This is a genomic window from Veillonella orientalis (assembly GCF_018406505.1).
Taxonomy (GTDB): Bacteria; Bacillota; Negativicutes; order Veillonellales; family Veillonellaceae; genus Veillonella; species Veillonella nakazawae.
On sequence record NZ_AP022322.1, the window covers coordinates 167,565 to 191,943 of the forward strand.

At 40.8% G+C, this 24,379-nt stretch carries 20 protein-coding genes; 17 read left to right on the forward strand and 3 right to left on the reverse strand.

From position 1 onward, the window contains the following. The first annotated feature begins 113 nt into the window (after positions 1-113). The 8 genes from VEIS1202513_RS00695 to dcuC all read left to right on the forward strand — a co-directional run bounded on the left by VEIS1202513_RS00695 (position 114) and on the right by dcuC (position 9,928). Positions 114-692, forward strand: coding sequence for a hypothetical protein (locus VEIS1202513_RS00695; RefSeq protein ID WP_244856277.1), 579 nt, complete (start codon positions 114-116; stop codon positions 690-692). Between the two features lie 134 nt (positions 693-826). Beyond that, the gene (fusA, locus tag VEIS1202513_RS00700) at positions 827-2,893 is read left to right on the forward strand and encodes an elongation factor G (RefSeq protein WP_156719389.1); all 2,067 of its coding nucleotides are present in this window, start codon (positions 827-829) and stop codon (positions 2,891-2,893) included. Positions 2,894-3,248: 355 nt separating this feature from the next. Then, the gene (locus tag VEIS1202513_RS00705; RefSeq protein WP_213467537.1) at positions 3,249-3,725 is read left to right on the forward strand and encodes a NanQ anomerase/TabA/YiaL family protein; all 477 of its coding nucleotides are present in this window, start codon (positions 3,249-3,251) and stop codon (positions 3,723-3,725) included. A gap of 4 nt (positions 3,726-3,729) precedes the next feature. Then, a complete protein-coding gene (locus VEIS1202513_RS00710) occupies positions 3,730-4,623 on the forward strand; it encodes a DMT family transporter (protein ID WP_213467538.1) in 894 nt (297 codons plus the stop codon). A gap of 88 nt (positions 4,624-4,711) precedes the next feature. After that, positions 4,712-5,653, forward strand: a complete 942-nt coding sequence (locus tag VEIS1202513_RS00715; protein ID WP_213467540.1) for a DMT family transporter — start codon at positions 4,712-4,714, stop codon at positions 5,651-5,653. Positions 5,654-5,845: 192 nt separating this feature from the next. Further along, positions 5,846-7,141, forward strand: coding sequence for an amidohydrolase (locus tag VEIS1202513_RS00720; protein WP_213467541.1), 1,296 nt, complete (start codon positions 5,846-5,848; stop codon positions 7,139-7,141). A 132-nt stretch (positions 7,142-7,273) separates the two neighbouring features. Beyond that, a complete protein-coding gene (locus VEIS1202513_RS00725) occupies positions 7,274-8,518 on the forward strand; it encodes a M20 family metallo-hydrolase (RefSeq protein ID WP_213467542.1) in 1,245 nt (414 codons plus the stop codon). Positions 8,519-8,674: 156 nt separating this feature from the next. Next, complete coding sequence (gene dcuC, locus VEIS1202513_RS00730) at positions 8,675-9,928, forward strand: C4-dicarboxylate transporter DcuC (protein WP_213467543.1); 1,254 nt, start codon at positions 8,675-8,677, stop codon at positions 9,926-9,928. Between the two features lie 184 nt (positions 9,929-10,112). Here dcuC and VEIS1202513_RS00735 read toward each other — a convergent pair whose 3' ends face one another. Both VEIS1202513_RS00735 and VEIS1202513_RS00740 read right to left on the reverse strand, forming a co-directional pair. Then, positions 10,113-11,291 carry an MFS transporter gene (locus tag VEIS1202513_RS00735; protein WP_039969502.1) on the reverse strand — a complete coding sequence of 393 codons (1,179 nt, stop codon included), beginning with the start codon at positions 11,289-11,291 and terminating at the stop codon, positions 10,113-10,115. A 49-nt stretch (positions 11,292-11,340) separates the two neighbouring features. Further along, positions 11,341-13,554: an SEL1-like repeat protein gene (locus tag VEIS1202513_RS00740; RefSeq protein ID WP_213467544.1), complete on the reverse strand. Its 2,214-nt coding sequence runs from the start codon at positions 13,552-13,554 to the stop codon at positions 11,341-11,343. Positions 13,555-13,881: 327 nt separating this feature from the next. On the opposite strand from VEIS1202513_RS00740, the gene VEIS1202513_RS00745 reads away from it, so the two are divergent. The 7 genes from VEIS1202513_RS00745 (at position 13,882) to trpA (ending at position 22,304) form a co-directional block, all read left to right on the forward strand. Beyond that, positions 13,882-14,811, forward strand: coding sequence for a DUF805 domain-containing protein (locus VEIS1202513_RS00745; protein ID WP_005387551.1), 930 nt, complete (start codon positions 13,882-13,884; stop codon positions 14,809-14,811). Between the two features lie 410 nt (positions 14,812-15,221). Then, positions 15,222-16,691: an anthranilate synthase component I family protein gene (locus VEIS1202513_RS00750; RefSeq protein WP_213467545.1), complete on the forward strand. Its 1,470-nt coding sequence runs from the start codon at positions 15,222-15,224 to the stop codon at positions 16,689-16,691. Further along, positions 16,691-17,257 (forward strand): anthranilate synthase component II, encoded by a 567-nt coding sequence (locus VEIS1202513_RS00755; protein WP_213467546.1) that lies wholly within the window; start codon positions 16,691-16,693, stop codon positions 17,255-17,257. The genes VEIS1202513_RS00750 and VEIS1202513_RS00755 overlap by 1 nt, the downstream gene beginning before the upstream one ends. Positions 17,258-17,674: 417 nt before the next feature. Then, positions 17,675-18,685 (forward strand): anthranilate phosphoribosyltransferase, encoded by a 1,011-nt coding sequence (trpD, locus tag VEIS1202513_RS00760; RefSeq protein WP_213467547.1) that lies wholly within the window; start codon positions 17,675-17,677, stop codon positions 18,683-18,685. A gap of 3 nt (positions 18,686-18,688) precedes the next feature. Then, the gene (gene trpCF / locus VEIS1202513_RS00765; RefSeq protein ID WP_213467549.1) at positions 18,689-20,188 is read left to right on the forward strand and encodes a bifunctional indole-3-glycerol-phosphate synthase TrpC/phosphoribosylanthranilate isomerase TrpF; all 1,500 of its coding nucleotides are present in this window, start codon (positions 18,689-18,691) and stop codon (positions 20,186-20,188) included. Between the two features lie 138 nt (positions 20,189-20,326). Then, complete coding sequence (gene trpB / locus VEIS1202513_RS00770; RefSeq protein WP_213467550.1) at positions 20,327-21,520, forward strand: tryptophan synthase subunit beta; 1,194 nt, start codon at positions 20,327-20,329, stop codon at positions 21,518-21,520. Next, positions 21,513-22,304, forward strand: a complete 792-nt coding sequence (trpA, locus tag VEIS1202513_RS00775; RefSeq protein WP_213467552.1) for a tryptophan synthase subunit alpha — start codon at positions 21,513-21,515, stop codon at positions 22,302-22,304. The genes trpB and trpA overlap by 8 nt, the downstream gene beginning before the upstream one ends. A gap of 120 nt (positions 22,305-22,424) precedes the next feature. On the opposite strand, the gene VEIS1202513_RS00780 is transcribed toward trpA, so the two are convergent. Then, a complete protein-coding gene (locus VEIS1202513_RS00780) occupies positions 22,425-22,715 on the reverse strand; it encodes a hypothetical protein (protein WP_156719402.1) in 291 nt (96 codons plus the stop codon). Positions 22,716-22,881: 166 nt separating this feature from the next. On the opposite strand from VEIS1202513_RS00780, the gene VEIS1202513_RS00785 reads away from it, so the two are divergent. After that, positions 22,882-23,805 (forward strand): DUF805 domain-containing protein, encoded by a 924-nt coding sequence (locus tag VEIS1202513_RS00785; RefSeq protein ID WP_213467553.1) that lies wholly within the window; start codon positions 22,882-22,884, stop codon positions 23,803-23,805. A gap of 1 nt (position 23,806) precedes the next feature. After that, positions 23,807-24,376 (forward strand): DUF805 domain-containing protein, encoded by a 570-nt coding sequence (locus VEIS1202513_RS00790; protein WP_213467555.1) that lies wholly within the window; start codon positions 23,807-23,809, stop codon positions 24,374-24,376. The last annotated feature ends 3 nt before the right edge of the window (positions 24,377-24,379 follow it).

Here is a 24,379-nt window from a genome sequence, read left to right on the forward strand (position 1 = left end):
TGGGGCCCCATTACATGAGGTGTATTATGGAGACAAAATGGTATTCTGATTTTTGGCGGTTATTTGCGAGTCCTTTTAAAGGCGGTATTGATTAAGTTGTACAGTCTGGTACATTGAAAAAAGGTTTCTGGGGCACTGTATTCTTATGGGCTATTCCATATATTATATTGGCTTTATTTGGGACTATGTTAATTCCATTTCTCCCTCATAATGAATTTACTGGTTTAACCTATTTACTCGGTATCGGTGCCAGCTTTATGTTCATCTTTGCATGGCTTATTTGTATCGGCTGGTCCTTTGTGATGGTTGCCATCGGTTCCTATGTATATAACTGGGTTATCACTAAGATGGGTGGTACCGACAATGTACAGGCGATTATGAAAGTTAGTTGGTATCTACAAGGGTATGGGGTACTATTATTTAGTATTGGTTATACGATAATCTTGGTTTTAATGGGCATATTAGGTCTAGCATCCGATAGTAGAGCTTTTGCTGGTGTTATCTATTTTGTAGGAACAATAGCCTTACTTGTTATATCCATTTGGGTATCCTTAGAACTTATGGCAACACAAGTAATGCTTACGAAGATGAAAGTATTCATTGCTAGTATCTTAACGTCCATAATCTTCGCTATAATTTGGGCACTTTTCATGGCACTTCTTAGTGGCTGTGCCTCTTTAGTGGGTAGATAATACTGATTTATAAATTAATATTAATAAAGAGTCCTCTTTTTTTGATAAATTTTTTCGGAAAAAGAGGACTTTTCTATTTGGGTGTCGAAATGTAATAGCAAAAGCCGTAATTTGCCATTAAGGAGGCGATTCCGATGAAAGAGTACAGTAGTGATAAAATTAGAAATGTTGCTGTTGTTTCCCACGATGGTGCGGGTAAAACAGCTCTTGTCGAATCTTTGTTGTTAACCTCTGGTGCGGTTGATTTCGTAGGTAAAGGCCAAGACAATAAACATATTATGGACTTTGAACCTGAAGAAATTAAACGTAACGTAACAATCCAATTGGGCATGGCTCCATGTGAATGGCATGACCACAAGGTTAACTTCGTAGATACTCCAGGCTATAATGAATTCCATGGTGAAGTTCGTGCCGCTTTGCGTGCGTGCGATGGTATGTTGATGGTACTATCCGCCACATCTGGTGTAGAAACTGACACAGTTCGCGCATGGGATTATGCAGTTGAATTACAAATGCCACGCATGGCATTTATCAATAAAATGGATGTGGATGGTGCCGATTTCTTCGGTACTATTGAAAGAATGCGGGAATTATTTGGCAAAGGCATTATGCCATTGCAGATTCCTATCGGTGAAGGCGCCAACTTTGAAGGCGTCGTAGACGTAGCAAAAATGACTGCGTTTACTTACAAGGACGGCCAACCAACAGAGATTGCTGTACCAGCTCACCTTATCGAAAAGGCTCAAGAAATTCGGGAAATGACCGTAGAAGCCGCGGCTGAAGGTAGCGATGAATTGTTGGAAAAATATTTAGAAGGCGAAGAATTATCCTTAGAGGAAATTCGCCAAGGCTTGCGTGAAGGGATGATTAGTGGCCGTGTGTGCCCAATCATGTGTGGCAGTGCCACATCTCGTATTGGCCTAGATCAAGTATTGGATCGTATGATCCGTTACATGCCGGATGCAACTAAAAAAGTGATGACCGCAACTGATGCGGAAACCGGCGAACAATGTGTAGTACATGTAGATAAACCTTTAACTGCATTTGTATTTAAAACATTGTTAGACCCATTCGCAGGCAAACAAAGCTTTGTACGTATCTTCTCTGGTGAACTAAAAGAAGGCGACCGCCTTTATGATGTAAACCAAGGTGTAGAAGAAAAATGGGGCAAGATGGTTACCCTTATCGGGAAGCAACAAATCCCTGTATCTACCGCTAAAGCTGGCGATATCGTAGTGATACCGAAATTGGCTAATGCTAAGACTGGCGATACATTAACTGCTCCTGACTTTAAAGTGACATACGACGCTATCCGTTTCCCTCAACCTCTATACACAGTAGCATTAGAACCTGTGAAAAAAGGTGAGGAGGAAAAATTAGCTAGTGCTGTTCTAAAAGTAGCAGAAGAAGATCCTACTTGCGTAGTAGTGAAAAATGCTGAGGCCCGTCAACTACAAATCGATTGTATGGGCGAGGTTCATCTCGAGCATATCCTCAACAAAATGGATCGTAAATATGGCGTACAAGCTAAACTTGTGACTCCATATATTCCATACCGCGAAACAATTAAAGGCTCCGCTGAAACCGAGTCTAAATATAAGAAACAAAGTGGCGGTCATGGTCAATATGGTCACGTTAAGATTCAAGTGGACCCATTATACGATGGAAGCGAATTTGCATTCGTAGACAAAATCTTTGGTGGTGCTGTACCTAAACAATACATACCAGCAGTGGAAAAGGGTGCCAAAGAAACCCTAGATAAAGGCTTAATTGCGGGATATCCTATGATTGGCGTGCAAGTGACACTCTTGGATGGATCTTACCATAGCGTAGACTCCTCAGAGTTAGCATTTAAAGTAGCTACGTCACAAGCTATCAAGGATGTAATTCCTAAGGCGAAACCAGTCCTATTAGAACCAATCTATGAAGTTAACGTGTTTGCACCAGATGCTTTCATGGGCGACATCATGGGTGATTTGAATAGCCGTCGAGGTCGTGTATTAGGCATGGAACAAAGTGAAAGAACAGGTATTTCTGTTGTTAAAGCACAAGTACCATTGGCTGAAATGGCCGACTATGTAACTGCATTGCGCTCTATCACTCAAGGACAAGGCGTATTTAACCGTCAGTTCTATACTTATGAAGAGGTTCCACATAAGCAAGCGGAAGAAATTATCGCTGCTCGTAAGACTCAAGAATAAAGTTAAGAACATGTCCACGTACTGTATCAAATACAGTTAGAATCACTACAACTGAATAGATAATTGCATATCGTAACAACTTAATAGCATAACAATTGACGTAAGTCATAAATTTGAATAGTATTTTACACGAGCCCTCCATATATGTAGCGTATGGAGGGCTTTTACTATATTTGAAATAGATTAGGATGGGCTTAATCGATAACGGAGAATATAGGGACCTAATCATTGGTATGTATAGATGCAGTGGAAATCATAGAATTGCTAGTCCTTTATGTATATATGTGCTAACATTAAGATAATATAATTGCTTATGTATCGGGTGTTATTTCCATATATCGGGAAAGGATCGTATATGTTTTTCTCTAGCATTACTGCAGATTATACAAAAATGGGCTATCCTAAAGCCATCGTACGAGCTTTAGATTTCTTAAAAAATACAGATTTGAAAGCATTGCCAGGTGGCCGTCATGCCATTGAAGGGGACATGATGTACGCCAATGTAGACGATGTAGAAACAAAATTGTTTGAAATTACAAAACCTGAGTCTCATCGCAACTATGTAGATATTCAATTCATGGTAGATGGGGAAGAAAATATGGGCTTTTTCGTAGATAAAGGTCTTGTTAAACCGCTAGAATCCTATCCAGAACGAGATTGCTATTTCTATCCAAACGAATCTGTTGATGAAGGACACATCCACTGTCCAGAAGGGTATTATGCAGTATTCTTCCCATCTGATATCCATAGACCACTATTAGCTGTTAATGATAAGCCTATTAAAATTCGCAAGGTTGTTGTAAAAGTACATGTAGATCTCTTAGGCGACTAATCCTATGAAGCGATATGAAATTATAGGTGTCTTACTAACCCTATTAGGAGCTGTTTTATGGGGCGTATCAGGTGCTTCAGTACAGTTCTTAAGTAACTTTAGGGATATGAATTTGGAATGGCTAGTTACCATGCGATTAATTACAGCAGGACTATTAACTGTTATCTATGCATGGTTTAAATATGGTAATTCTATCTTCCATGTCTTTCGTAGTTTAAAAGATACGGTAGGCCTTATCGTTTTTGGCGTATTTGGCATGGCTTTATGCCAATATACATACTTTAAATCCATTGCTTTAGCTGGGGCTGGTATTGCGACGGTGCTTCAATACTTGGCGCCATCAATGATTATTATTTATATGCTTGCCCGTTATGGTAAAAGGCCCTCTAAAGGGGAAATTATTTCCGTTATACTAGCCTTAGTAGGTACGATTTGTTTGATGGGGAATGATGGCTTTTCTATGGAGGGATTCCCACTGGCAGTGCTCGTATGGGGACTTCTATCTGCTGTAGGGGTCGCTGTATATAGTGTTTCTCCTGTAGATTTACTATATAAATATGGAACCTTGCCGATTGTAGGATTTGGTATGCTTCTCAGTGGTATTGTGGCTGCTATTTTATTTCATCAGCCAAATTCGTATGCTATGTGGGATGTATGGACTATTATTGGCTGTTTCAATGTTGTCTTTTTGGGGACCATTGTATCCTTTAATGCTTATTTAGAAGGTGTTAAGAGAATAGGTGCCGTTCCAGGATCCATTTTGTCATCTATTGAACCGATTTCGGCAGCTTTCTTTGGATGGGCTTTGTTAGGCAACCAATTTAGTGCATTAGGGCTAATTGGCATGGCCATGATCATCGCTACAGTTATTATAATTGCTCTAGAAAAACGCACATAGTTTGAGGTCTCTTTGCTGTATATTGCGGTTTAGAGGCCTCTTTGTTATGATTGTACATAATGTGAAAGTAGTTGTTATAGGAGGTTGTATGGAGGAAAAACAATGGAAAGGTATGGCCCTTGCCATTTTAGGTACCCTACTTTGGGGGCTTTCAGGCACATCTGTACAATTCCTTGAAAGTGCAAAGCATATCAATGTGGAGTGGCTATTAGAAGCGCGTTTGCTCATAGCAGGTATATTGACGATAGGACTTGCGTATATAAGGGATGGTAAGCGTATTTTCGCTATCTTTACAGAACCTAAGGATATAGGGAAATTATTAATATTTGGTATTTTAGGTATTGCTTTAGCTCAGTACTCATACTTCAAGTCCATTGCCATTTCAGGCGTCGGTATTGCTACGGTCCTTCAAAATGTTGCGCCTACGCTGATCATTATCTATTTGTTTTTGAGATACTTTAAAAAGCCATCTGTACCAGAGTTTTTCTGTATTGTATTAGCCTTGGTGGGAACACTCTGTATCGTCATGCAAGAAGGGCTAGATGTTTCGAACTTTAATGTGCTTGCTTTATTCTGGGGGCTTGTATCGGCAGCTAGTATCTGTGTATATACATTGCAACCTATTGAGCTATTAAAGAAATATGGCTCCACATCCATTGTGGGCTTTGCCATGTTTATCTGTGGTATTTTATCCTTAGCTATGTTTCAACAAGTAGAATCGGAAGCCCTCTGGGATGGCATGACCTGGTTAGGATTATTCGCCATCATCATACTTGGTACAGTCGTATCCTTTAATGCTTATATGGAAGGGGTTACACTCATTGGTGCTTTACAAGGCTCTATACTTTCATCCTTAGAACCAATCTCAGCAGCGATCTTTGGATGGGTATTGCTAGGGAATCATTTTACGCTGGTCGGTATTTTTGGCATGATTTGCATCATTGCAACCGTATTCATTATCGCCTGGGATCGACACCGTCAAATCAAACGAGAAGTACTAAAAAAATTAAATAAAGAGGAAATTGTGTGATCTGCGTATGTATGCTCTTTTATTTCTAAAAACCTCAATATAAGTTATAATAAATACAAGAATTATTATTGATGTATATAGAAATTTATAATTCTGTATACATAATCTTATTGGTTGACTATTTAATTAGCTATTTGTGTAGCTCTTTATATAGTTGAAGTATAGGTATCTATTGTATTTTAGGAGGTAAGTATGTCTGTAAAAGATTTCGTACAACAACGCCGCGATGATTTTATCTCTTTACGTCGTGATTTTCATATGTATCCAGAGCCAGCTTGGCTCGAATATCGTTCTGCCGCTAAAGTAGCTGAAAAGCTAATTGCCTTAGGGTATGATGTGGCACTCGGTGCAGAAGTGCTTGATTTAGATTCTCGTATGGGTTTGCCTAGCGAGGATGTTATGAAAGCAGCCATGGCTCGTGCTATGGATGAAGGTGCTGATCCTGAACTAGTAGAGAAGATGGGCTATGGTAAAACAGCTATTGTGGCAACTATGAAGTTTAGTGATGATGGTCCTGTAGTAGCGTTCCGTGCAGATATGGATTCCAATGATGTTATCGAATCTAAAGCGTCTAACCATATTCCAGCTAAGATTGGGTTCCGTTCTCGCCATGATAAAGCGATGCATGCTTGTGGTCATGATACACATATGACAATGGGCCTTGGCCTTGCAGAATATATAGCCACACATAAAGATGGATTAAAGGGTACTATCAAACTTATCTTCCAACCTGCTGAGGAAGGTGTACGTGGCGCTAAAGCGATGGTAGAGGCTGGCGTAGTAGACGACGTAGACTTGATGTTTGGTATGCACATTGGGTTTAACGAAAAGCTATCCAATTGCTTTGCTTGTAGTGACCATGGCTTCTTGGCGACTACGAAACTTGATGCTGTGTTCCATGGCTATTCTGCTCATGCTGGTGGTTCTCCAGAAAAGGCCCAAAATGCTATGCTTGCAGGCTGTACAGCAGTTCTTAACTTACAAGCTATCGCCTGTCATAGCCAAGGTGCTTCTCGTATGAATGTAGGCGTTTTTGAAAGTGGTACAGGTCGCAATGTTACACCTGATGTAGCTGTTCTTAAATTAGAAACTCGCGGTGCTACTACAGAAATCAATGACTACATGATTGAACGCACAAAAACTATTATTAAAGGTGCTGCAGAAATGCATGACTGCACCTTTGAAATTACAAAACAAGGCGAAACACCAGCTGGTCGTATTAGCGATGATTTAGCTCGTGAAGTACAAGAAATCATTGAACCATTGGGCATCTTTAAAGAAGTACCGTTTGATTATAGTGGCGGTGGTAGTGAAGACTGCGCGTACTTCTTGAACCGTGTAATTGATCGTGGCGGTCGAGCAACATATATGGTATTGGGCTCAGCTATTAAAGCACCGCATCATAATCCATTATTTGATATCGATGAAGAAGATATGTTAAATGGTATTGTTGCGTTAGGTACAATTGCTACTCACTATTTAAAATAGGATATATTGATTGAGATATTGTGATGCATACATCTAAACTATAGGTACATAACTATATAGATGTATACATCGAAATATGTATAGTGTGCTATATATTAAATCTAATATGAGTATTAGATTGTGAGGTGTTATATGATTCAACGAGATCGTTTAACTAAAGATTTTGAGGCTATGGCACAGTTGACTGCACCTGGAGAAGGTATTAATCGTCTAGCTTTCACCGATGCAGACTGGAAGGGACGCCAATATATTATTGACTGCATGACTAATGCGGGACTTACAGTGGAAACTGATGGTTTCGGGAATGTTATAGGCTATAAGGTTGGTAAGAATCCTGAGTTACCGATTGTTATGGTTGGTTCTCATACGGACAGTGTACCGAATGGGGGCAATTATGATGGTGTTGTAGGTGTATTATCTGCTATCGAAGCGGTTCGCAGTATGACTGATGATGGTTTTGAACATGACCATACCATTGCAGTAGTAGACTTTATGTGTGAAGAGTCTAGCCGCTTTGGAGCAGCCACATTAGGCAGTAAAGCTATGCGTGGTGAATTGACATTGCAAGATTTACAACGCTTAGTAGATAAACAAGGTGTGTCCCTGTATGATGCGTTGAAAGGTCGTAATTTAAATCCCGATGCTATTGAGCATATGGAATATGAACGACCTGTAAAGTCTTTCACTGAAATACATATTGAACAGGGTAAGGTGCTAGAACACGAAGCGAAACCGATCGGCGTTGTAACTGGTATTGCCGCACCAGAGCGGTTCTATGTAACCATTCGTGGTAACGCGGATCATAGTGGGGCCACACCAATGAACTTGCGCCATGATGCACTCTGTGGGGCTTCTAAAATCATTCTCGGTATTGAGGAGATTGCATCCATGCAAGAAGAGCCTCCAGTGGTGGGTACAGTCGGTGTAGTAGAGGTTGTGCCCGGAGCGATGAACGTTATTCCTGGGGCCGTTAAACTGGGCGTCGATATTCGCAGTATTTCTAAGGTGGCCCGTGATTCTGTGGTTACTCTCATTAAGGAATATATTGATGTTATTGCAGAGAAACGAGGCTTATCCTATACGATTGAGCCTGTTGCACAGGATCATCCTGTAGCGATGCATCCAGCTATGATTCGAGAAATTGAAGAGGCTGTTCAGTCTGTAGGCGTAGATTATATGACTATGCCAAGCGGTGCTGGTCATGATGCCATGCATTGGGCTGATGATGTTCCTACAGGAATGATTTTTATCCCATGCCGTGAAGGTATCAGCCATAATCCAGCTGAATTTGCAGATATGGATGACATCGTTACGGGAGCTAAGATATTAGACACGGTGCTAAGAAAGCTTAGCTTAGAAAGTACTAAACTTAACTAGTTTGAGTATTGTGGAATATTTGAGGTAGATATAATTTAGTTAGCTCTATGTTAACTAGCTAAGATATCATATTTTACGTAGTTAGAAGGATGTATTCCGTAATAGAATGGCAGAGGATACTTGCGATTGGTAGGGAATACATGGATTGGAGAGATTATGGTTATTGCTGGTATTGTTATCGTAGTGGCAACGTTTATTGCCATTATTAAGCAGTTTGAAACACGGCTTGTGTTGTTATTATCGGGCTTATTAATGTGTTTTATTGGTGGACAGCTTAGTGCTGGTACGACAGCCTTTGTAAAAGAGCTTACAAATCCAGGTCTTGTACCAACTATTTGTACAGTGCTTGGTTTTAGTTATGTTATGGAGTATACAAAATGTACAGAGCACATGGTATATTTCATCTCTGCAGGCCTTAAAAAAATGACTAAAATCATCATTCCTGGTGCTGTTATTATTACGTTCTTGATCAACATTGCGTTACCTACAGCGGCAGGCTGTGCAGCTGCAGTAGGTGCTCTATTAATTCCTGCACTTATTCGCTCCGGTGTGCATCCAGCGATGGCAGGTTCCGCTATTTTCTTAGGCACTTGGGGTAGTGCATTGAGCCCTGGTCTTATGTTTAACCCTCAAGTAGCACAACTCGCTGGTGAAGACGTAATGACCGTTATCGCTAGCTTCTCTATGCAAGCCATTATTGGCATTGTCGTAGCAGCTATTTTGCTCAATATCGTAGCTATTGTTAAAAAGGAAAATACAGGATATGTATTAAAAGATGCTAATGCGGAAGAAGGCAAAGAATTTAAAGTAAATTATTTATATGCTATCATCCCAATCATTCCGCTTGTATTACTCGTACTCGGTAGTAAACAAGTAGCAGTGATTCCAGAAATTTCTGTTCCTGTATCTATGCTCATTGGTACAGCTATCGGTATTATTGCCGTACGTCCTAATGTAACGGAAGCAGTTAAAAAATTCTTCCGCGGTACTGGCGATGGTATGTGTGATGTTGTGGGTCTTATGGCTGCGGCGGCAGCCTTTACTGCGGGTATGCAGTACATTGGGCTTACAAATGCACTCATTGATGGTATGAAGAACTCTCAACAAATCGCTCAAATTGGTGCGGCCTTTGGTCCATTCTTATTAGCTGTTATCTCTGGTTCTGGTAATGCAGCAGCCCTTGCATTTAACGGAGCTGTAACACCTCATGCGGCAGACTTTGGCTATGGCATCATGCAACTCGGCTCTATGGCCCAATTAGGTGCTGGCATCGGTCGTAGTATGAGTCCAGTAGCAGGTGCAGGTATCATCATTGCTGGCCTTGCAGGCATTAACCCTATGGAAATGGCAAAACGCAATGCTGTACCATGTATTATTGCTACAGTAGTGATTATGCTATTGTTACTATGATTAGATTAAAATGTAGCTGTAAAACTATAAATTCATAAATTACAGATATATTAAAGACGTTAAACTTTAGAATACACAATAAAAGAACCCTATTTTGACATAAAAAACTGCACCTCCAAAAATTGTGCCCAATTTTTGGAGGTGCAGTTCAATCATGATAGGGTTCTTTTTATATATCTTTATATTATTTAAGTTTGAAGCCAATCCAGAGAGCGGAAATAATAAATAAGCCACCGCTAACCCAGAATAGGGTAGTAAAGCCTAGCCATGCCATAAGGCTAGCACCACCGACGGATCCTAAGAAGTAGCCAAAGAATAGACAAGATTGATTGTAGGAGAATACTTGTCCTGTAAATTCACGAGGCGTTTTTGAGGATAGATAGGTGTTTAAAGCAGGCAACATGCCACCTAAACCAAAACCTTGTAGGAACCTGATGATTGCAAGTTGATATACATCAGAAACATAGGCTTGAGGGATATTTAGAATCCCTACATAAATAAGAGATACTACTAATACTTTCCGTGGCCCGATCTTGTCGACTAATTTACCTAGTGGAGAACTACTCATAAGTTGAGCAATACCCATAGCGGAGAATACAGCGCCTGCAATAAATGCTAGATTTTCTGTATCACTAGGAACGATTCCCTTAATATATACAGAGATAACAGGTTGTAAGGACATGATGCATATTGCATAGATAAAGGATGCTACACATAATGCGACAATACTATTAAATTCCGGTATTTGCTCTTTCAACTTACGGATGGAAAGTTTTTCAGGATTCGGTTGTGGTACATAATTTTCATGGATGAATATAGTAGCCAGCACACCAGCTAAACCCATGAGCGTACCGACGATGATGAAGTCATTGCGAATGCCTACTGTATCTGCAATATATCCACCCAATAAAGGCCCTATTAGTGAACCAGCAAGATTAGCAGATGCTAATAATCCTAAGGCCCAACCTGTCCGCTCAATAGGTGATTCTGAAGCTATTAATGTAATTGATGCCGAGTAAAAGCCACTTACTAGACCTTGGACGAGCCGGATTAAAACAACCCCTTCGGGTGTAGTTTGAAAAGCAATTAATATATTGCATAATGCCATGCCAAAGCTAGATCGTATTAATGTAATTTTACGACCTTTTTTGTCGGCCACACGTCCCCAAAATGGAGCAGCCAAGCAAACTATAATATAGGTTGCACCTGTGGCTAACCCAGACCATAAGGACATAGCTTCTGGAGTTTGTACGCCTAAATCATGAAAGTATAAAGGCAGAATTGGAGCTAACTGGCTTACACCAAAGGCTGTACAGAATACACAGACTAAACTGATGTACACCGTTCGTTTCCACGTTTCCAACGTATCCCTCCTTTCTTAGTTTTAGTATGTTCTTAATAAAATAATACGCTTATTTCTTTTTAATTTCATCCCAATCGCTTAAGTCCGGAAGTTTATTGCTTGTTATAGACTCCTGAATCCAGTAGTTGATGGAGGTTAAGTTGCAAGACTCTCGTTCAAAGCCATATACGTTGTCTTCGTCTACAGTGGCATAGAGTCGAATGCGTAAGTTTTTTCCTTTTGCGCGCTCGATGTAATAGCTAATGCATTGCTCATCAATGCTAGAAGGGCGAACAGAAATCATATCATACTTACCATTCGCCACTCCTTCTAAGGCATCCTTAATCATTTGATTTGAAAATTCATATTGATTGAGGTAGAAGATATCGTTGTCACAAGTTAATTCATATTCTCGTGGAGGCGTAGTGTTTTTGTACTGTTTCTCCCAGCTTTCATCAATAACAGGTAATGTAGCATGATCATAGAAGTCTTTAATTAAAGCGAGACCTGCAGGAATTGACATTTCTTTAAAGTATCTTATTTCATATACTCTAGGATCCACGTTTTCATCCTGTCTGCTAGTATCCTCAATGTAGCCGTATAGATAGATAGTACAAGAGTTTTTGTCTTCATTGTGGTACATAACGATACTGTACACATCGTAAATTACGTTTTCTATGGATTGGCGATTATCGTAGATGATAAAGCTGAGATATTTTTGTGTATCCCATTCCCGTTGAATGAAATTCCAGTCGTATTTATTCGTGCGCCAACCAGTAGTAGAGTCCTCAAAGATTTCTAATACATCTACGGAGTTTTGAGGCCAAGCAGGGGGCATAGGATTACAAGTTGTAGAAGATTGTTTAATGCCTGCTTTGTACTGATAATGTCCATTAACTAGCTCAAAGGCTTCTAATCGCTCAGATGCTTCGTCAGGAATCGCTAACGGCTCACCAGTGCCTAACCAATTATCGTTTGTTGTGTTGAGACGTTTGATGCTTTCACGAGCATGCTCGTAGAACGTAACGGCTTGGTCTAAATCAGGTTCTTTTGTAAAGGCACCAATTTCGTAGCAATAGCCGGCGGCCAGTTGCCATAGATGGTCCGCATAGTCATAACTACCATATCTATCGTGACATTTGCTAGCCTGATTAATGCACTCTATGGCACTTCTCATTGCATGGGTATTACCTTTTTTGAAAGTAAATACATAAGCGAGATATGGCCAGATAGCATCGAGCGTGTAAATAGCCGGTTGTTGCAATAAGTGAGCAATGCGAGACCAGTCTTGGGACTGACCATCGATATTCAATGTGCGAATAATGATGGCTTGCATTGTAACATAAGCGTGGTCGTCAAAGTCTAAATAATCTGGGCTTATAGCAGCACGCTCGTAGTATTTGAGGGCCTTTTGAATATTCTGAGGAATTCTTTTGTTAGACTCACATGGTTTTGCATAGTACTCGGCAACTTCACGCAAACACATGCCATTATTCATGGCGGCACCGCGCTCAAAATATTCGAGGGCTCGTTCATGCTCCCCCCGAGATTTACAAATATCGCCTGCTAAATACATCATGAGTGGCAAACCTGCTGCAGCCCCTTCAAAAATGACTTGTTCTTCCATTGCCCTATTATCTTGCTCGGCATAGGTAAGGCGCAAGTTGCGGTACGCAATGACAAGGCCTGCCGCTGCGGATTTATGTAACCATTGCTGCGCAATGGCCGTTACTTTATTTGCCAATCTATGTTGATCTACTTGTACAAATAAAGATTTTAAAAAATGAACAACACCGGATGGTTCACCTTCATTAACTATCTTTCGTGCAGATGGCAAGAACTGGTAATCTCCCCATTGGAATACATTGGCAATGGCGTAGGCACAGTAGGAACAACCATTTTGGGCTCCCTCATAGACGCGCTGGAATGCTTGATTCTTCGTCATAGGTAACTCTTTTTCAATAGTTGGTGTAAGGGCACCAGAGGTACGCATAGCTTGTAAAATAGCGATGGCACTGCCTTTGCGAATAGCTGTATGTAAATAACTATATGCCTTTGTGTCATCCTCAGGAAAGCCTGCTTCAATCCAGGTGAACTGAGGGCCAGAATAGACGCGCGCCAAAATAGCATACACATCGCCAATACCAGGAATCTTTTGGCCTTCCTCGTCAAGTTTCACAAGGGTGTCAAGCTCAGCCTTCCCCGCCCAAGCTATATCTTTATTACACTGGTGGAATATTTTATTGAAAGACTGCTGTATTTGATCAGTGAAATAAAAACTCATACTCTCTCCTCCGCATAATAATCAGTAAAACCTGATAACATATGTAGTTTCAGTATACTATTAGTATTTAGAGGAACACAATATAAATTATCGATTGCTTGAGGAATAATATATTCAATTTTAATTATTTATATTAGAATAGATAGAAAACTGGGTGTGATATAACAATAAAAGGGATGAATATGAGAAATATAAATTTTGATATGATGATTGCCGTATTTGGAGCTTGATATTATTATTTATCTATATATTTTTGTATTGATTATATTTACATAGCTTTAATTTGTAGATATCCTTCGGTATGAGAGAGAAGAGAGCTTTATTTTAATGTGGTTACATAATGAAATTTCACTATTTAAACAAAATATAGAAATGCTGCGAGTGAATCAACGTATAGGCCGATTGGCATTTTTGTGGGCTGTGCTCGGTTTAATGGGAAGTAAATTTTTAGCGTACCTTCTATTTGTGGTATTGATAGGATTTATTCAAGATGGTCTGTTTCAAGGCAGTACATATTTGTCATATATTTATTTTGGATGTTTGCAGATTATACATGTAATTGCATCTATTTTTATCCTCAAACGTAGACTAAATGACTGTGGTTCATCCTTGTGGTATATGATATTAGTTCCCATAGCATACCTAAGTTTGTGGGTGTATTGGGGGATGAGTTTTAGTTGGGAATCTATATCTGAAACCTTTATCAATACAGGCTTTCATTGGGACGGATTTTTCTGGCAATATTTCATCTTGGCTTGCTTTGCGTTGCCTCTTAGTGTACCGGATTCTAATAAGTATGGTTTAGATGAAGGACGAGATAGCTATAATAACTATATTATTTCCTATACTCGAAGTTCCACGATTACTAAAGCTACAAATAATAGTAAATTTGACTATATTTGTAGCTGTATATGGGATGTTTTATTTGCTAGAATCTTTGATGTTAAGGGAAGGACTCCTGTATCAGCTTTTTGGGTTGGTCTCATAGGAACTCGTCTTTTCATGGATGTCATTATGAATATGGTTATAGCCGTAGTATCGTTAATTGTTCAGCTTGGTATACCTCTTTATATACCACGTTGGGGATTTATGGCTATCCTGATATGGCCAGCTATAGCAATGATTACATTAGGCATACGTAGACTTCATGATTCCCTATTAAGTGGGTTATGGATTATTGGTCTTTTCGTTCCGTATATTAATATTTTTGTTAGTTATCATCTTTTGTTTAAAAAATCTTGGCATATTGAAAGTTAAGATTCTCCTTGACTTTCATTCTATAGAAACATTATAATCAGATTATAATTTTATACTCGCCTAAAAGAAACCGATGAGGTGGAGATAAAAATAGGAAATGCACTCACAGAGAGCGGGATTAGCTGAGAACCCGTAGTACGCAGCTTATTAAATGGACCACCGAGGGCGCATGGAACAGAATGAATTTCATTCCTAGTATGGTGCGACGTCACACGAGCGTTAGTCGTGAGGGATATGTTAGTATCCTGCGAAAGAGGAGTGCGCTGCATTCAAACAAGGTGGTACCGCGATTTATAGCCTAATACAAGTATTTTCTAATACTCTTGTAAAAATAGAACTATAGACTCGTCCTTGACGTTATATTGTCATGGGCGAGTTTTTTTATTGGCAAATGCCAGATGGAGGTTCTCATGATTTTTCCTAGTTTAGACCGTGTGAAAGCTATCGCACCGGGCTACGATATCGTGCCTGTATATATGGAAATTTTATCCGACGTACGCACACCGATTAGTGTGTTGAAAGCATTAAAACAAGTGAGCAGTCATACGTACTTGCTTGAAAGTGCGGATAATAGTAATCATTGGGGCCGTTACTCCTTCTTGGGCTATGATCCTAAGATTGAGCTCTTCTGCAAAAATCATCAAATGACTATTAAAGACGGTACAACACGTACCTTTGAGTGTTCTGACCCAGCTGCAGAGATTCGTAATATTTTGAGCCAATATAAAAGCCCTCGCTTAGAAGAGTTGCCAACCTTCACAGGTGGCTTTGTAGGCTACTTTGCTTGCGAATATATTCGCTATATCGAGCCAACATTGGACTTCCCAACACCAGATGACGACTCTGCTATGGTCAACGATGTTGACCTTATGCTTTTCGATAAGGTTATCGCATTCGACCATTACAAAAACAAAATCTACTTGATTGCTAACATCAGCACAAACGATTTGGAACGCAACTACAACAAGGCTGAGCTTGAGTTGAAAGCATTAGCTGATCTCGTTGTAAACGGCAAAGAGGCAGATGTTCCAAAAGGCATCCTTAAAACAGAGTTTACCTCTGAGTTTACAAAGGACGAGTTCGAAGCAGTTGTTAAAAAGACACAACATTACATCAAGGAAGGGGATATCTTCCAATGCGTTGTATCTAACCGCCGTGAAGCTGAGTTTGATGGCAGCTTGTTAAATGCATACCGCGTATTGCGTACATTGAATCCATCTCCATACATGTTCTACCTATCTGGTGGCGATGTAGAGCTTACTGGTGCCTCTCCAGAAACATTGGTAAAACTAACAGATGGTAAAATGTACACCTTCCCAATTGCAGGTACTATGCGCCGTGGTAAAACGGAAGCAGAGGACCTCGCTATTGAAGAAAAACTCATTAACGACGAAAAAGAGTTAGCTGAACATAACATGCTTGTTGACCTTGGCCGTAACGACTTAGGCAAAATTTCTAAATTCGGTTCCGTAAAAGTAGAGGCGTTACATATGTTACAACGCTTTTCCCATGTCATTCACATTACATCTACTGTCAGCGGCGACATTCAAGACGGTAAAGATGCCCTCGATGCTATCGGTGCTACATTGCCAGCTGGCACATTGTCCGGGGCTCCTAAAATTCGTGCTATTGAGATTTTACATGAACTTGAAAAAAGCCCGCGCGGTGTATACGGCGGCGCTGTAGGTTACATCGATTTCTCCGGTAACATGGACGTATGTATCGGCATCCGCATGGCCATGAATAAAGGTGGCAAGGTTTACGTTCGAGCTGGCGCTGGTATCGTTCGCGATAGTGTTCCTGCAAGCGAATACAACGAAACTTTGATCAAAGGCCAATCCATGATTTCCGCAATTACAGATGCACAGGAGGTAGAATAATGGTACTCCTTATAGATAATTACGATAGCTTCTCCTTTAACTTATACCAATTAGTAGGCTCTATCGATCCAGATATTAAAGTCATCCGCAGCGATGAATTAACAGTTGAAGAAATCCGCGCGTTGAAACCAGATTACGTGATACTTTCACCAGGACCTGGTAGACCAGCTGATGCGGGCGTATACGAAGACCTATTGCGCGAATGCAAAGGTGAGTTCCCAATCCTCGGCGTATGCCTCGGTCACCAAGCCATCGGCGAAGTATTCGGCGGTACCGTTTCCTACGCTAAGCAAGTTATGCACGGCAAACAAAGCGTAGCTAAACAAGTACACCCATCCAAAATCCTTAAAGGCGTACCAGAACAATTTGAAGTAGCACGCTACCACTCCTTGGCGATCATTGATGAAACCATGCCAAGCGAACTCATCGTTACATCCGTTACAGACGACGGCGAAGTAATGAGCGTAGAACACAAAGACTACCCAATCTATGGCGTGCAATTCCATCCAGAATCCATCATGACACCGAACGGGGAACAAATGATTCGCAATTTCTTAGAAAAATAAACTACAGTCTAATGTATGTATCGAGGGGCCATTGTTTGGCTCTAGAATGATAAGGCAGAAATAAGGCCTCTCGGAACTCCGAGTGGCCACCACACCACCATTCCCATTCCCAATAAAGAAATGACCTGTGCATTACTCCATATAATGCGCAGGATCATTTAATATATATTGAATTGTTGTTCATTTTATATTGGTTATGAATGTGGGTAGGGCATATAAATGATTAAATGTCATAGTGTTTATGTGAGTTCACGGGGTTCTAGGCCCGACTTTGGCCCTGAGAAGGCCGCAGGCCGAAGTCAGACCCGGCCAGTGGAGGGCATAGGTCCACGTGAATCACATGTAATATGAATGCAAATATATGCCCTACCATTGCATTGAATACAATAAAAATGAACAACAAGTAAGGAGTTATAAATGATTAAAGACGCATTATATGCAGTAACGCACGGTCAAGATTTATCCTACGACCTTGCTAAAGATACAATGAACAAGATTATGAGCGGCGAGGTAGCCGAGGTTCCTATGGCTGGTTTCTTGTGCGCCTTGGCGGCAAAAGGCCCTACTGTAGATGAGGTTACAGCCTTTGCTGAGGTTATGCGCGAGAAGGCTGGTTCTGTGCCTCACGAAGGTACAGTTGTAGAAATCGTAGGTACTGGTGGCGACGAAGCGAATACATTCAACATTTCTACTACATCTGGTTTCATCATTTCTGCCGCAGGTATTCCTGTAGCAAAACATGGCAACCGCAGTGTATCTAGTAAATGTGGCGCTGCTGATTTGATCGAAGCATTGGGCGCTAAATTAGAGCTTAATGGTGAACAAAACGAAGCAGTTCTCAATAAAGCTAATATGTGCTTCATGTTTGCTCCTGTATACCACCAAGCGATGAAATATGCAGGCCCTGTACGTAAAGCATTGGGCGTTCGTACTGTATTCAACATTCTTGGACCATTGGCAAATCCAGCAGGTGCTACTGTGGAGTTGATGGGTGTTTACGATAAATCTTTAGTAGAACCATTGGCTCGCGTATTGGCTAACCTCGGTGTGAAACGCGGTGCTGTGGTACACGGCTTTGATGGCCTTGATGAAATTACGGCTACCAACAAAACGTACGTATGCGAAATTAATAATGGCGCTTTCACAAGCTACGAGTTCGATCCTAAGGACTATGGTTTCGAATATGCTGATAAAACTGAGCTTGAAGGTGGCGACGCTGCGGTAAATGCTGAGATTACACGCCGCGTTCTCGGTGGTGAGCAAGGCGGTAAACGCACCGCAGTTCTTCTCAATGCTGGTATGGCGATTTACCTTGCAAAAGAGGGCCTTACATTAGCAGAAGGCATTGAAGAGGCGAAAAATATGATCGACTCTGGCAAGGCTCTTGCTACGATGGAACAGTTTGTGAAAGCAACCCAAGAGGTATAACCATTGATTTTAGATAAGATTGTAGAGGCTACTAAAGTTCGAGTGGCCCAAGAAAAAGAGGTAGAAACGCATGAGGCTGTGAAAACAGCGGCCTTAGCGTTACCATCTGATACAGGATTTCCTTTTGAAGCAGCCCTTCGTCAGCAAGACTTTAACTTCATTTGCGAAGTGAAGAAGGCATCTCCTTCAAAAGGGATTATCGCTGAGCACTTTCCGTATTTAGACATCGCTAAAGAATATGAGGTTGCTGGTGCAGCAGCCATCTCTGTATTGACAGAGCCAGACTTCTTTAAAGGGGACAAAAAATATTTACAAGAAATCGCTAGCACCGTAGAAATCCCTGTATTACGCAAAGACTTCATCATCGATGAATACCAAATCTACCAAGCAAAGGTGTGGGGCGCTAGTGCAATCCTATTAATCTGTGCATGCCTTGATGTGCCGACATTAACAAAGTTTCGCGAGTTAGCAGACTCTCTTGGCTTGTCTTCCTTGGTTGAGGCTCACGACGAGCATGAGGTACAAATGGCTATCGATTGCGGTGCCCGTATTATTGGCGTTAACAACCGCAATTTAAAAGACTTCACCGTAGACGTACAAAACAGTGTACGCCTGCGAAATCTCGTTCAAGACGATGTGATTTTCGTATCCGAAAGCGGTCTAGAAACACCAGAGGACATCCAAGTATTGCGGGATAACAATATCGGTGTAGCCTTGATGGGGGAAACCTTTATGCGTTCTCCTAACAAGGTTGAAAAGTTGGCATATCTCTACGGCCCAACCTACTATACACCAAAGGTTAAGATGTGTGGCATCTCTAAGGTGGAAACAATCCCTGCAGTAGTAGAGGCAAAACCAGATTACATGGGTCTTGTATTCGCGCCAAGCAAACGGCAAGTCACAGTAGACCAAGCTAAAACATTAGTGGAAGAACTTCATAAACAATACGCAAAAACATATGGTGCAGTTGAAGCACCAATGAATGTTGAAACAGCACAAGATAATAAGGAATTTGTCCAAGAAAATCCTAATTTTGAGAACATTAAAACGGTAGGTGTCTTCGTCAATGAAATACTAGATAACCTCGTTACAATTGCTAAAGAAGTCAATCTTGATGCGGTGCAATTGCACGGCGATGAAGATGAAGCTTTCATCCAAGCTCTCAAGGAGAAAACAGATGTAGAGGTTTGGAAGGCTGTTCAAATCCGTAGTGCTGCAGATGCAGAGGCGTGGATCGATAGCAGTGCCGATATGCTATTATTTGATGCGTACCATAAGGATGAACGAGGCGGTACGGGCGAAGTGTTCGACTGGTCTTGCTTAGATGAGTTTGAACGTCCGTTTATGCTCGCAGGTGGTATCGACGTTACTAACGTGGCGCGTGCTATTCGCACAGTTCGACCTTATGGCATCGATATTAGTAGCGGAATTGAAACAGATGGTGTGAAGGACGATGAAAAGATTAAAGCTTTCACCAACATTGTGAGAACAATAGCTCACTAAATCACAAAAAATACATAAATCTAAGATATAATAATATTTTAGACACATCCGATGGAATTCATCGATTGTTGAGATAGATGCCAATAGTAACGCTATACAGGCGTGTTAGTAGGAATGGCATATGGAAAGGTAAGTTATATGAGTGAACAAAGACATGGTTATTTTGGCTCCTTCGGTGGCCAATTTATGCCAGAAACATTGATGAATGCAGTCATCGAATTGGAAGAGGCATACAACAAGTACAAAGATGATCCTGATTTCGTACGCGAACTTGAGGATTTACATAAAAAATATACAGGCCGTCCATCCCTTTTATACTATGCAGATCGCATGACAAAAGACCTTGGTGGCGCCAAAATTTATTTGAAACGTGAAGATTTGAACCATACTGGTTCCCACAAATTGAACAATGTAATCGGCCAAATGTTATTGGCAAAACGGATGGGTAAAACTCGCGTTATTGCTGAAACTGGCGCAGGTCAACATGGTGTAGCAACAGCTACTATTGCTGCGTTGATGGGCATGGAATGTGAAGTATACATGGGTGCTGAAGACTGTGAACGTCAAGCGCTTAACGTATACCGTATGGAGTTATTAGGTACTAAGGTGCATCCTGTAACAAGTGGTACTAGCACATTAAAAGATGCTGTTTCTGAAGCGTTGCGCGAATGGACAAACCGCATGTCCGATACGCACTATGTATTGGGCTCTGTTATGGGCGCTCATCCATTCCCTATGATCGTTCGTGACTTCCAATCCATCATCAGCCGTGAAGCGCGTGAGCAAATCCTTGAAGCAGAAGGTAAATTGCCAACAGCTGTTATGGCTTGTGTAGGTGGCGGTTCCAATGCGATGGGTATGTTCTATCATTTTATTCCTGATGAAGGCGTTCGCCTTATCGGTTGTGAAGCGGCAGGTCGCGGTATCGATACAGAGGAACATGCAGCGACAATTGCAAAAGGTTCTGTTGGTATCTTCCATGGCATGAAATCTTACTTCTGCCAAGACGAAGACGGCCAAATTGCTCCAGTATATTCTATCTCCGCAGGTCTTGATTACCCTGGTATCGGTCCTGAACATGCGTACTTGCATGATAGCGGTCGCGCTGAATACGTACCTGTAACGGATGACGAAGCAGTAGATGCTTTCGAATACTTGTCTCGCTTAGAGGGCATTATTCCAGCTATTGAAAGTGCTCATGCAGTGGCACATGCACGTAAAATTGCGCCTACTATGAGCAAGGACGATATCATTATTATTTGTTTATCTGGTCGTGGCGACAAAGACGTAGCGGCTATGGCGAAATACAGAGGGGTGGATCTTCATGAGTAAAATTAAAGACGCTTTCACAAAGGGCAAGGCATTCATCCCATTCATCAGTGCTGGTGACCATGGTATTGAAAATACAGAACGTTATATTCGCGTGATGGTGAAAGCTGGCGCCGACATGGTAGAGATTGGTATTCCGTTCTCCGATCCAACAGCAGAAGGCCCAGTTATTCAAGAAGCGAGTACACGTGCACTTTCTACAGGTGTAAAAATTAATGATATCTTCGATATGGTGCGTCGTTTACGTACTGGCGAGGATGCCGTGACTATCCCACTCGTGTTCATGACCTACTTGAACCCAATCTATGTGTTCGGTCGTGAAAAATTCTTTACCCTCTGCGAAGAGGTTGGTATCTCCGGCGTTATCGTGCCAGATATGCCGTTTGAAGAAAAAGGAGAACTCGCTAGCGTTGCTAATAAACACGGTGTTGAAGTGGTATCCTTGATCGCTCCAACATCTGAAAACCGTATTGAAATGATCGCAAAAGACGCAGAAGGCTTTGTGTACTGCGTATCTTCCCTCGGGGTTACAGGCATGCGTAGCGAAATCAAAACAGATATTAAATCCATCGTTGAAACGATTCGCAAATATACAGATATTCCTGTAGCTGTAGGTTTTGGTATCTCTACTCCGGACCAAGCTGAGGCTATGGCGCGCGTATCTGACGGTGCTATCGTAGGCTCTGCTATCGTTAAAATCGTTGCAGAACATGGCGAACATGCGGACCAAGCGTTGTTTGACTACGTACAATTTATGAAACAAGCTGTGCTAAAAGCTGACGCATAATAAATAGATAATACAATACATACTAAAAAGGACGTTATACATGTGTATAACGTCCTTTTTAGGTTAGTTAGTTTAGTTATGTGTTATATGACTGGATAACCAGTTATGAAAGGGGAATGATTAGCCGTTTGTAGATTCGGAACGTTGATGTTGTTCACTGCGTTTTGCAGTTGCATTTTTGTCATGTTTTTCGCGTTCAGAAATTTTGTGTTTTCTATGTTTCTTTTGATCTGGTTTGAACCATGGATGAGCACTGCTGTCCACTGTGCCATCATCGTTCTTTACCATGCGATGGTTTTCACCGATTTTGAAGTGGTAATCTTTGGCTTGTGCTACATTGGCACCAATACCAACTGATAAGAATGCTGCCAAGCTGGCCATAGCTACTACTTTAGTCAATTTAGCGTTCATAATTATTATCTCCTATACAAACTTAATTGCACGAATTTTAGTTGTAAAAAATATATTATTAGTATAGATAAATTTAATGAAGAAAAAATGAAATAAAAGGTTTGGTAAAGCATAGTATAATAGGATTATCTAAGTTTGTATCATATCTAAATATAGTAGGAGATTTATGAAGCAGAGAGAATTTGAAATCCTCTATCGTGAGCTAGTTGAAAACTATGCGAATCATAAGGGACGAACAACGACAGCCGACTTTTGGCTTACCATAAGCGCTATGACCTTTGTATACGGTCTAGTTATATTCATAACAGGTCTTGCGACTTTCATTCCTAATGGATTTCTATATGCCATATCCTTAGGGGGCGGTGTATTGACTGCATTGACGGTAGTATTAACATTGCCGACCATTATGCTCGTTGCAAGACGGTTGCGTGATTCTAATAATGATCCAACATTGATGATCCTTGTCTTTGTTCCTATTTTAGGATGGTTGGTTTTGCTGTACCTATTATGTAAACGGTCGGCTCCAACACAAGAAGTAAACGTAACTAATGAACAGATATCTGCAGAACCAAGTATAAAGGAAAAGAAATCAATTTCTGGTGTCTTCATCGTGGCTATCCTTGTTTTAGGTTGGGTTGCTAGCAGTGTAGGGACATCTATGATGGGGCATAATTATATGGTAGAAGAAACAGTCTTTGGTAATTTAGGACAAGGTGCTTTTACCAAAAAAGCAAATCGTTTACTACGTAGTGATTCTGCTACAACAGAAGGTTATCTAGTTGTAAAAGAGTATTACCAAGCACTTGCGAATGGGGATTATCATAGTGCGTATCGAGAATTGAGTAGTCGTGAAATGGAACGATATGGCACCTTTGATCTTTGGCAACAGGCTAAGGCGAAGGAACAACGTTCTGTTGTGGAAACTATACGATTGGATTATGTGTCTCAAGATGTGGATGATGATGTAACGGTGGATTATATCGGATATAGAGTGGACTTTGTAGATAAAAGACCATCTACATTAGTACGTTTATATAATGTGGGTAACGGTTGGAAAATCGTTGGTTTTGAAGAGTTTGAGGAGGACTAGTATGGCATCTGTAAATGTATACGATTTAAACTATACCGATGCTTTCGTGCTAGGCATCAAAAACTACGCCAATTTTAAAGGTCGTGCGAGCCGTAGTGAATACTGGCGATTCATGGCTGGAATGATGATGATTCAAGGAACACTAGGGGGCGTAGCCATTCTTTGTAAAGGTATTGGTCTTTATAACTTCGAGTCTATTATTGATACGATTAGGTTGTTAGTCACTTTATTTTTTGTGATTCCCAATATTGCCATCACAACGCGACGTATGCATGATATTGGCCGTAGCGGCTGGACTCAACTGATCTCCTTTATTCCCATTATAGGCTTCTTTATATTCTTGAACTATGAATTGAAACGAGGCGATGAAGGAGAGAATGGTTACGGTGAAAGAACTGCCTATATACCTATTACTAGGAATATAAGTGAATCTACAGGGCTTGAAGCAACTCCATCTCGAAAACAAGACTGGGTTATGGGCATTACCATCTTTGTTCTCCAATCCATCGTCTTTGGTGATACTATCGGTGATATATTATGGTATGGCATTAATGCCAATGGTTACATATAGTAT

Coding starts and splice junctions, on each gene's coding strand:
- fusA (WP_156719389.1), top strand. CDS start 827: ATGAAAGAGTACAGTAGTGATAAAATTAGAAATGTTGCTGTTGTTTCC.
- VEIS1202513_RS00705 (WP_213467537.1), top strand. CDS start 3,249: ATGTTTTTCTCTAGCATTACTGCAGATTATACAAAAATGGGCTATCCT.
- VEIS1202513_RS00710 (WP_213467538.1), top strand. CDS start 3,730: ATGAAGCGATATGAAATTATAGGTGTCTTACTAACCCTATTAGGAGCT.
- VEIS1202513_RS00715 (WP_213467540.1), top strand. CDS start 4,712: ATGGAGGAAAAACAATGGAAAGGTATGGCCCTTGCCATTTTAGGTACC.
- VEIS1202513_RS00720 (WP_213467541.1), top strand. CDS start 5,846: ATGTCTGTAAAAGATTTCGTACAACAACGCCGCGATGATTTTATCTCT.
- VEIS1202513_RS00725 (WP_213467542.1), top strand. CDS start 7,274: ATGATTCAACGAGATCGTTTAACTAAAGATTTTGAGGCTATGGCACAG.
- dcuC (WP_213467543.1), top strand. CDS start 8,675: ATGGTTATTGCTGGTATTGTTATCGTAGTGGCAACGTTTATTGCCATT.
- VEIS1202513_RS00740 (WP_213467544.1), bottom strand. CDS start 13,554: ATGAGTTTTTATTTCACTGATCAAATACAGCAGTCTTTCAATAAAATA.
- VEIS1202513_RS00745 (WP_005387551.1), top strand. CDS start 13,882: ATGTGGTTACATAATGAAATTTCACTATTTAAACAAAATATAGAAATG.
- VEIS1202513_RS00750 (WP_213467545.1), top strand. CDS start 15,222: ATGATTTTTCCTAGTTTAGACCGTGTGAAAGCTATCGCACCGGGCTAC.
- VEIS1202513_RS00755 (WP_213467546.1), top strand. CDS start 16,691: ATGGTACTCCTTATAGATAATTACGATAGCTTCTCCTTTAACTTATAC.
- trpD (WP_213467547.1), top strand. CDS start 17,675: ATGATTAAAGACGCATTATATGCAGTAACGCACGGTCAAGATTTATCC.
- trpB (WP_213467550.1), top strand. CDS start 20,327: ATGAGTGAACAAAGACATGGTTATTTTGGCTCCTTCGGTGGCCAATTT.
- trpA (WP_213467552.1), top strand. CDS start 21,513: ATGAGTAAAATTAAAGACGCTTTCACAAAGGGCAAGGCATTCATCCCA.
- VEIS1202513_RS00780 (WP_156719402.1), bottom strand. CDS start 22,715: ATGAACGCTAAATTGACTAAAGTAGTAGCTATGGCCAGCTTGGCAGCA.
- VEIS1202513_RS00785 (WP_213467553.1), top strand. CDS start 22,882: ATGAAGCAGAGAGAATTTGAAATCCTCTATCGTGAGCTAGTTGAAAAC.
- VEIS1202513_RS00790 (WP_213467555.1), top strand. CDS start 23,807: ATGGCATCTGTAAATGTATACGATTTAAACTATACCGATGCTTTCGTG.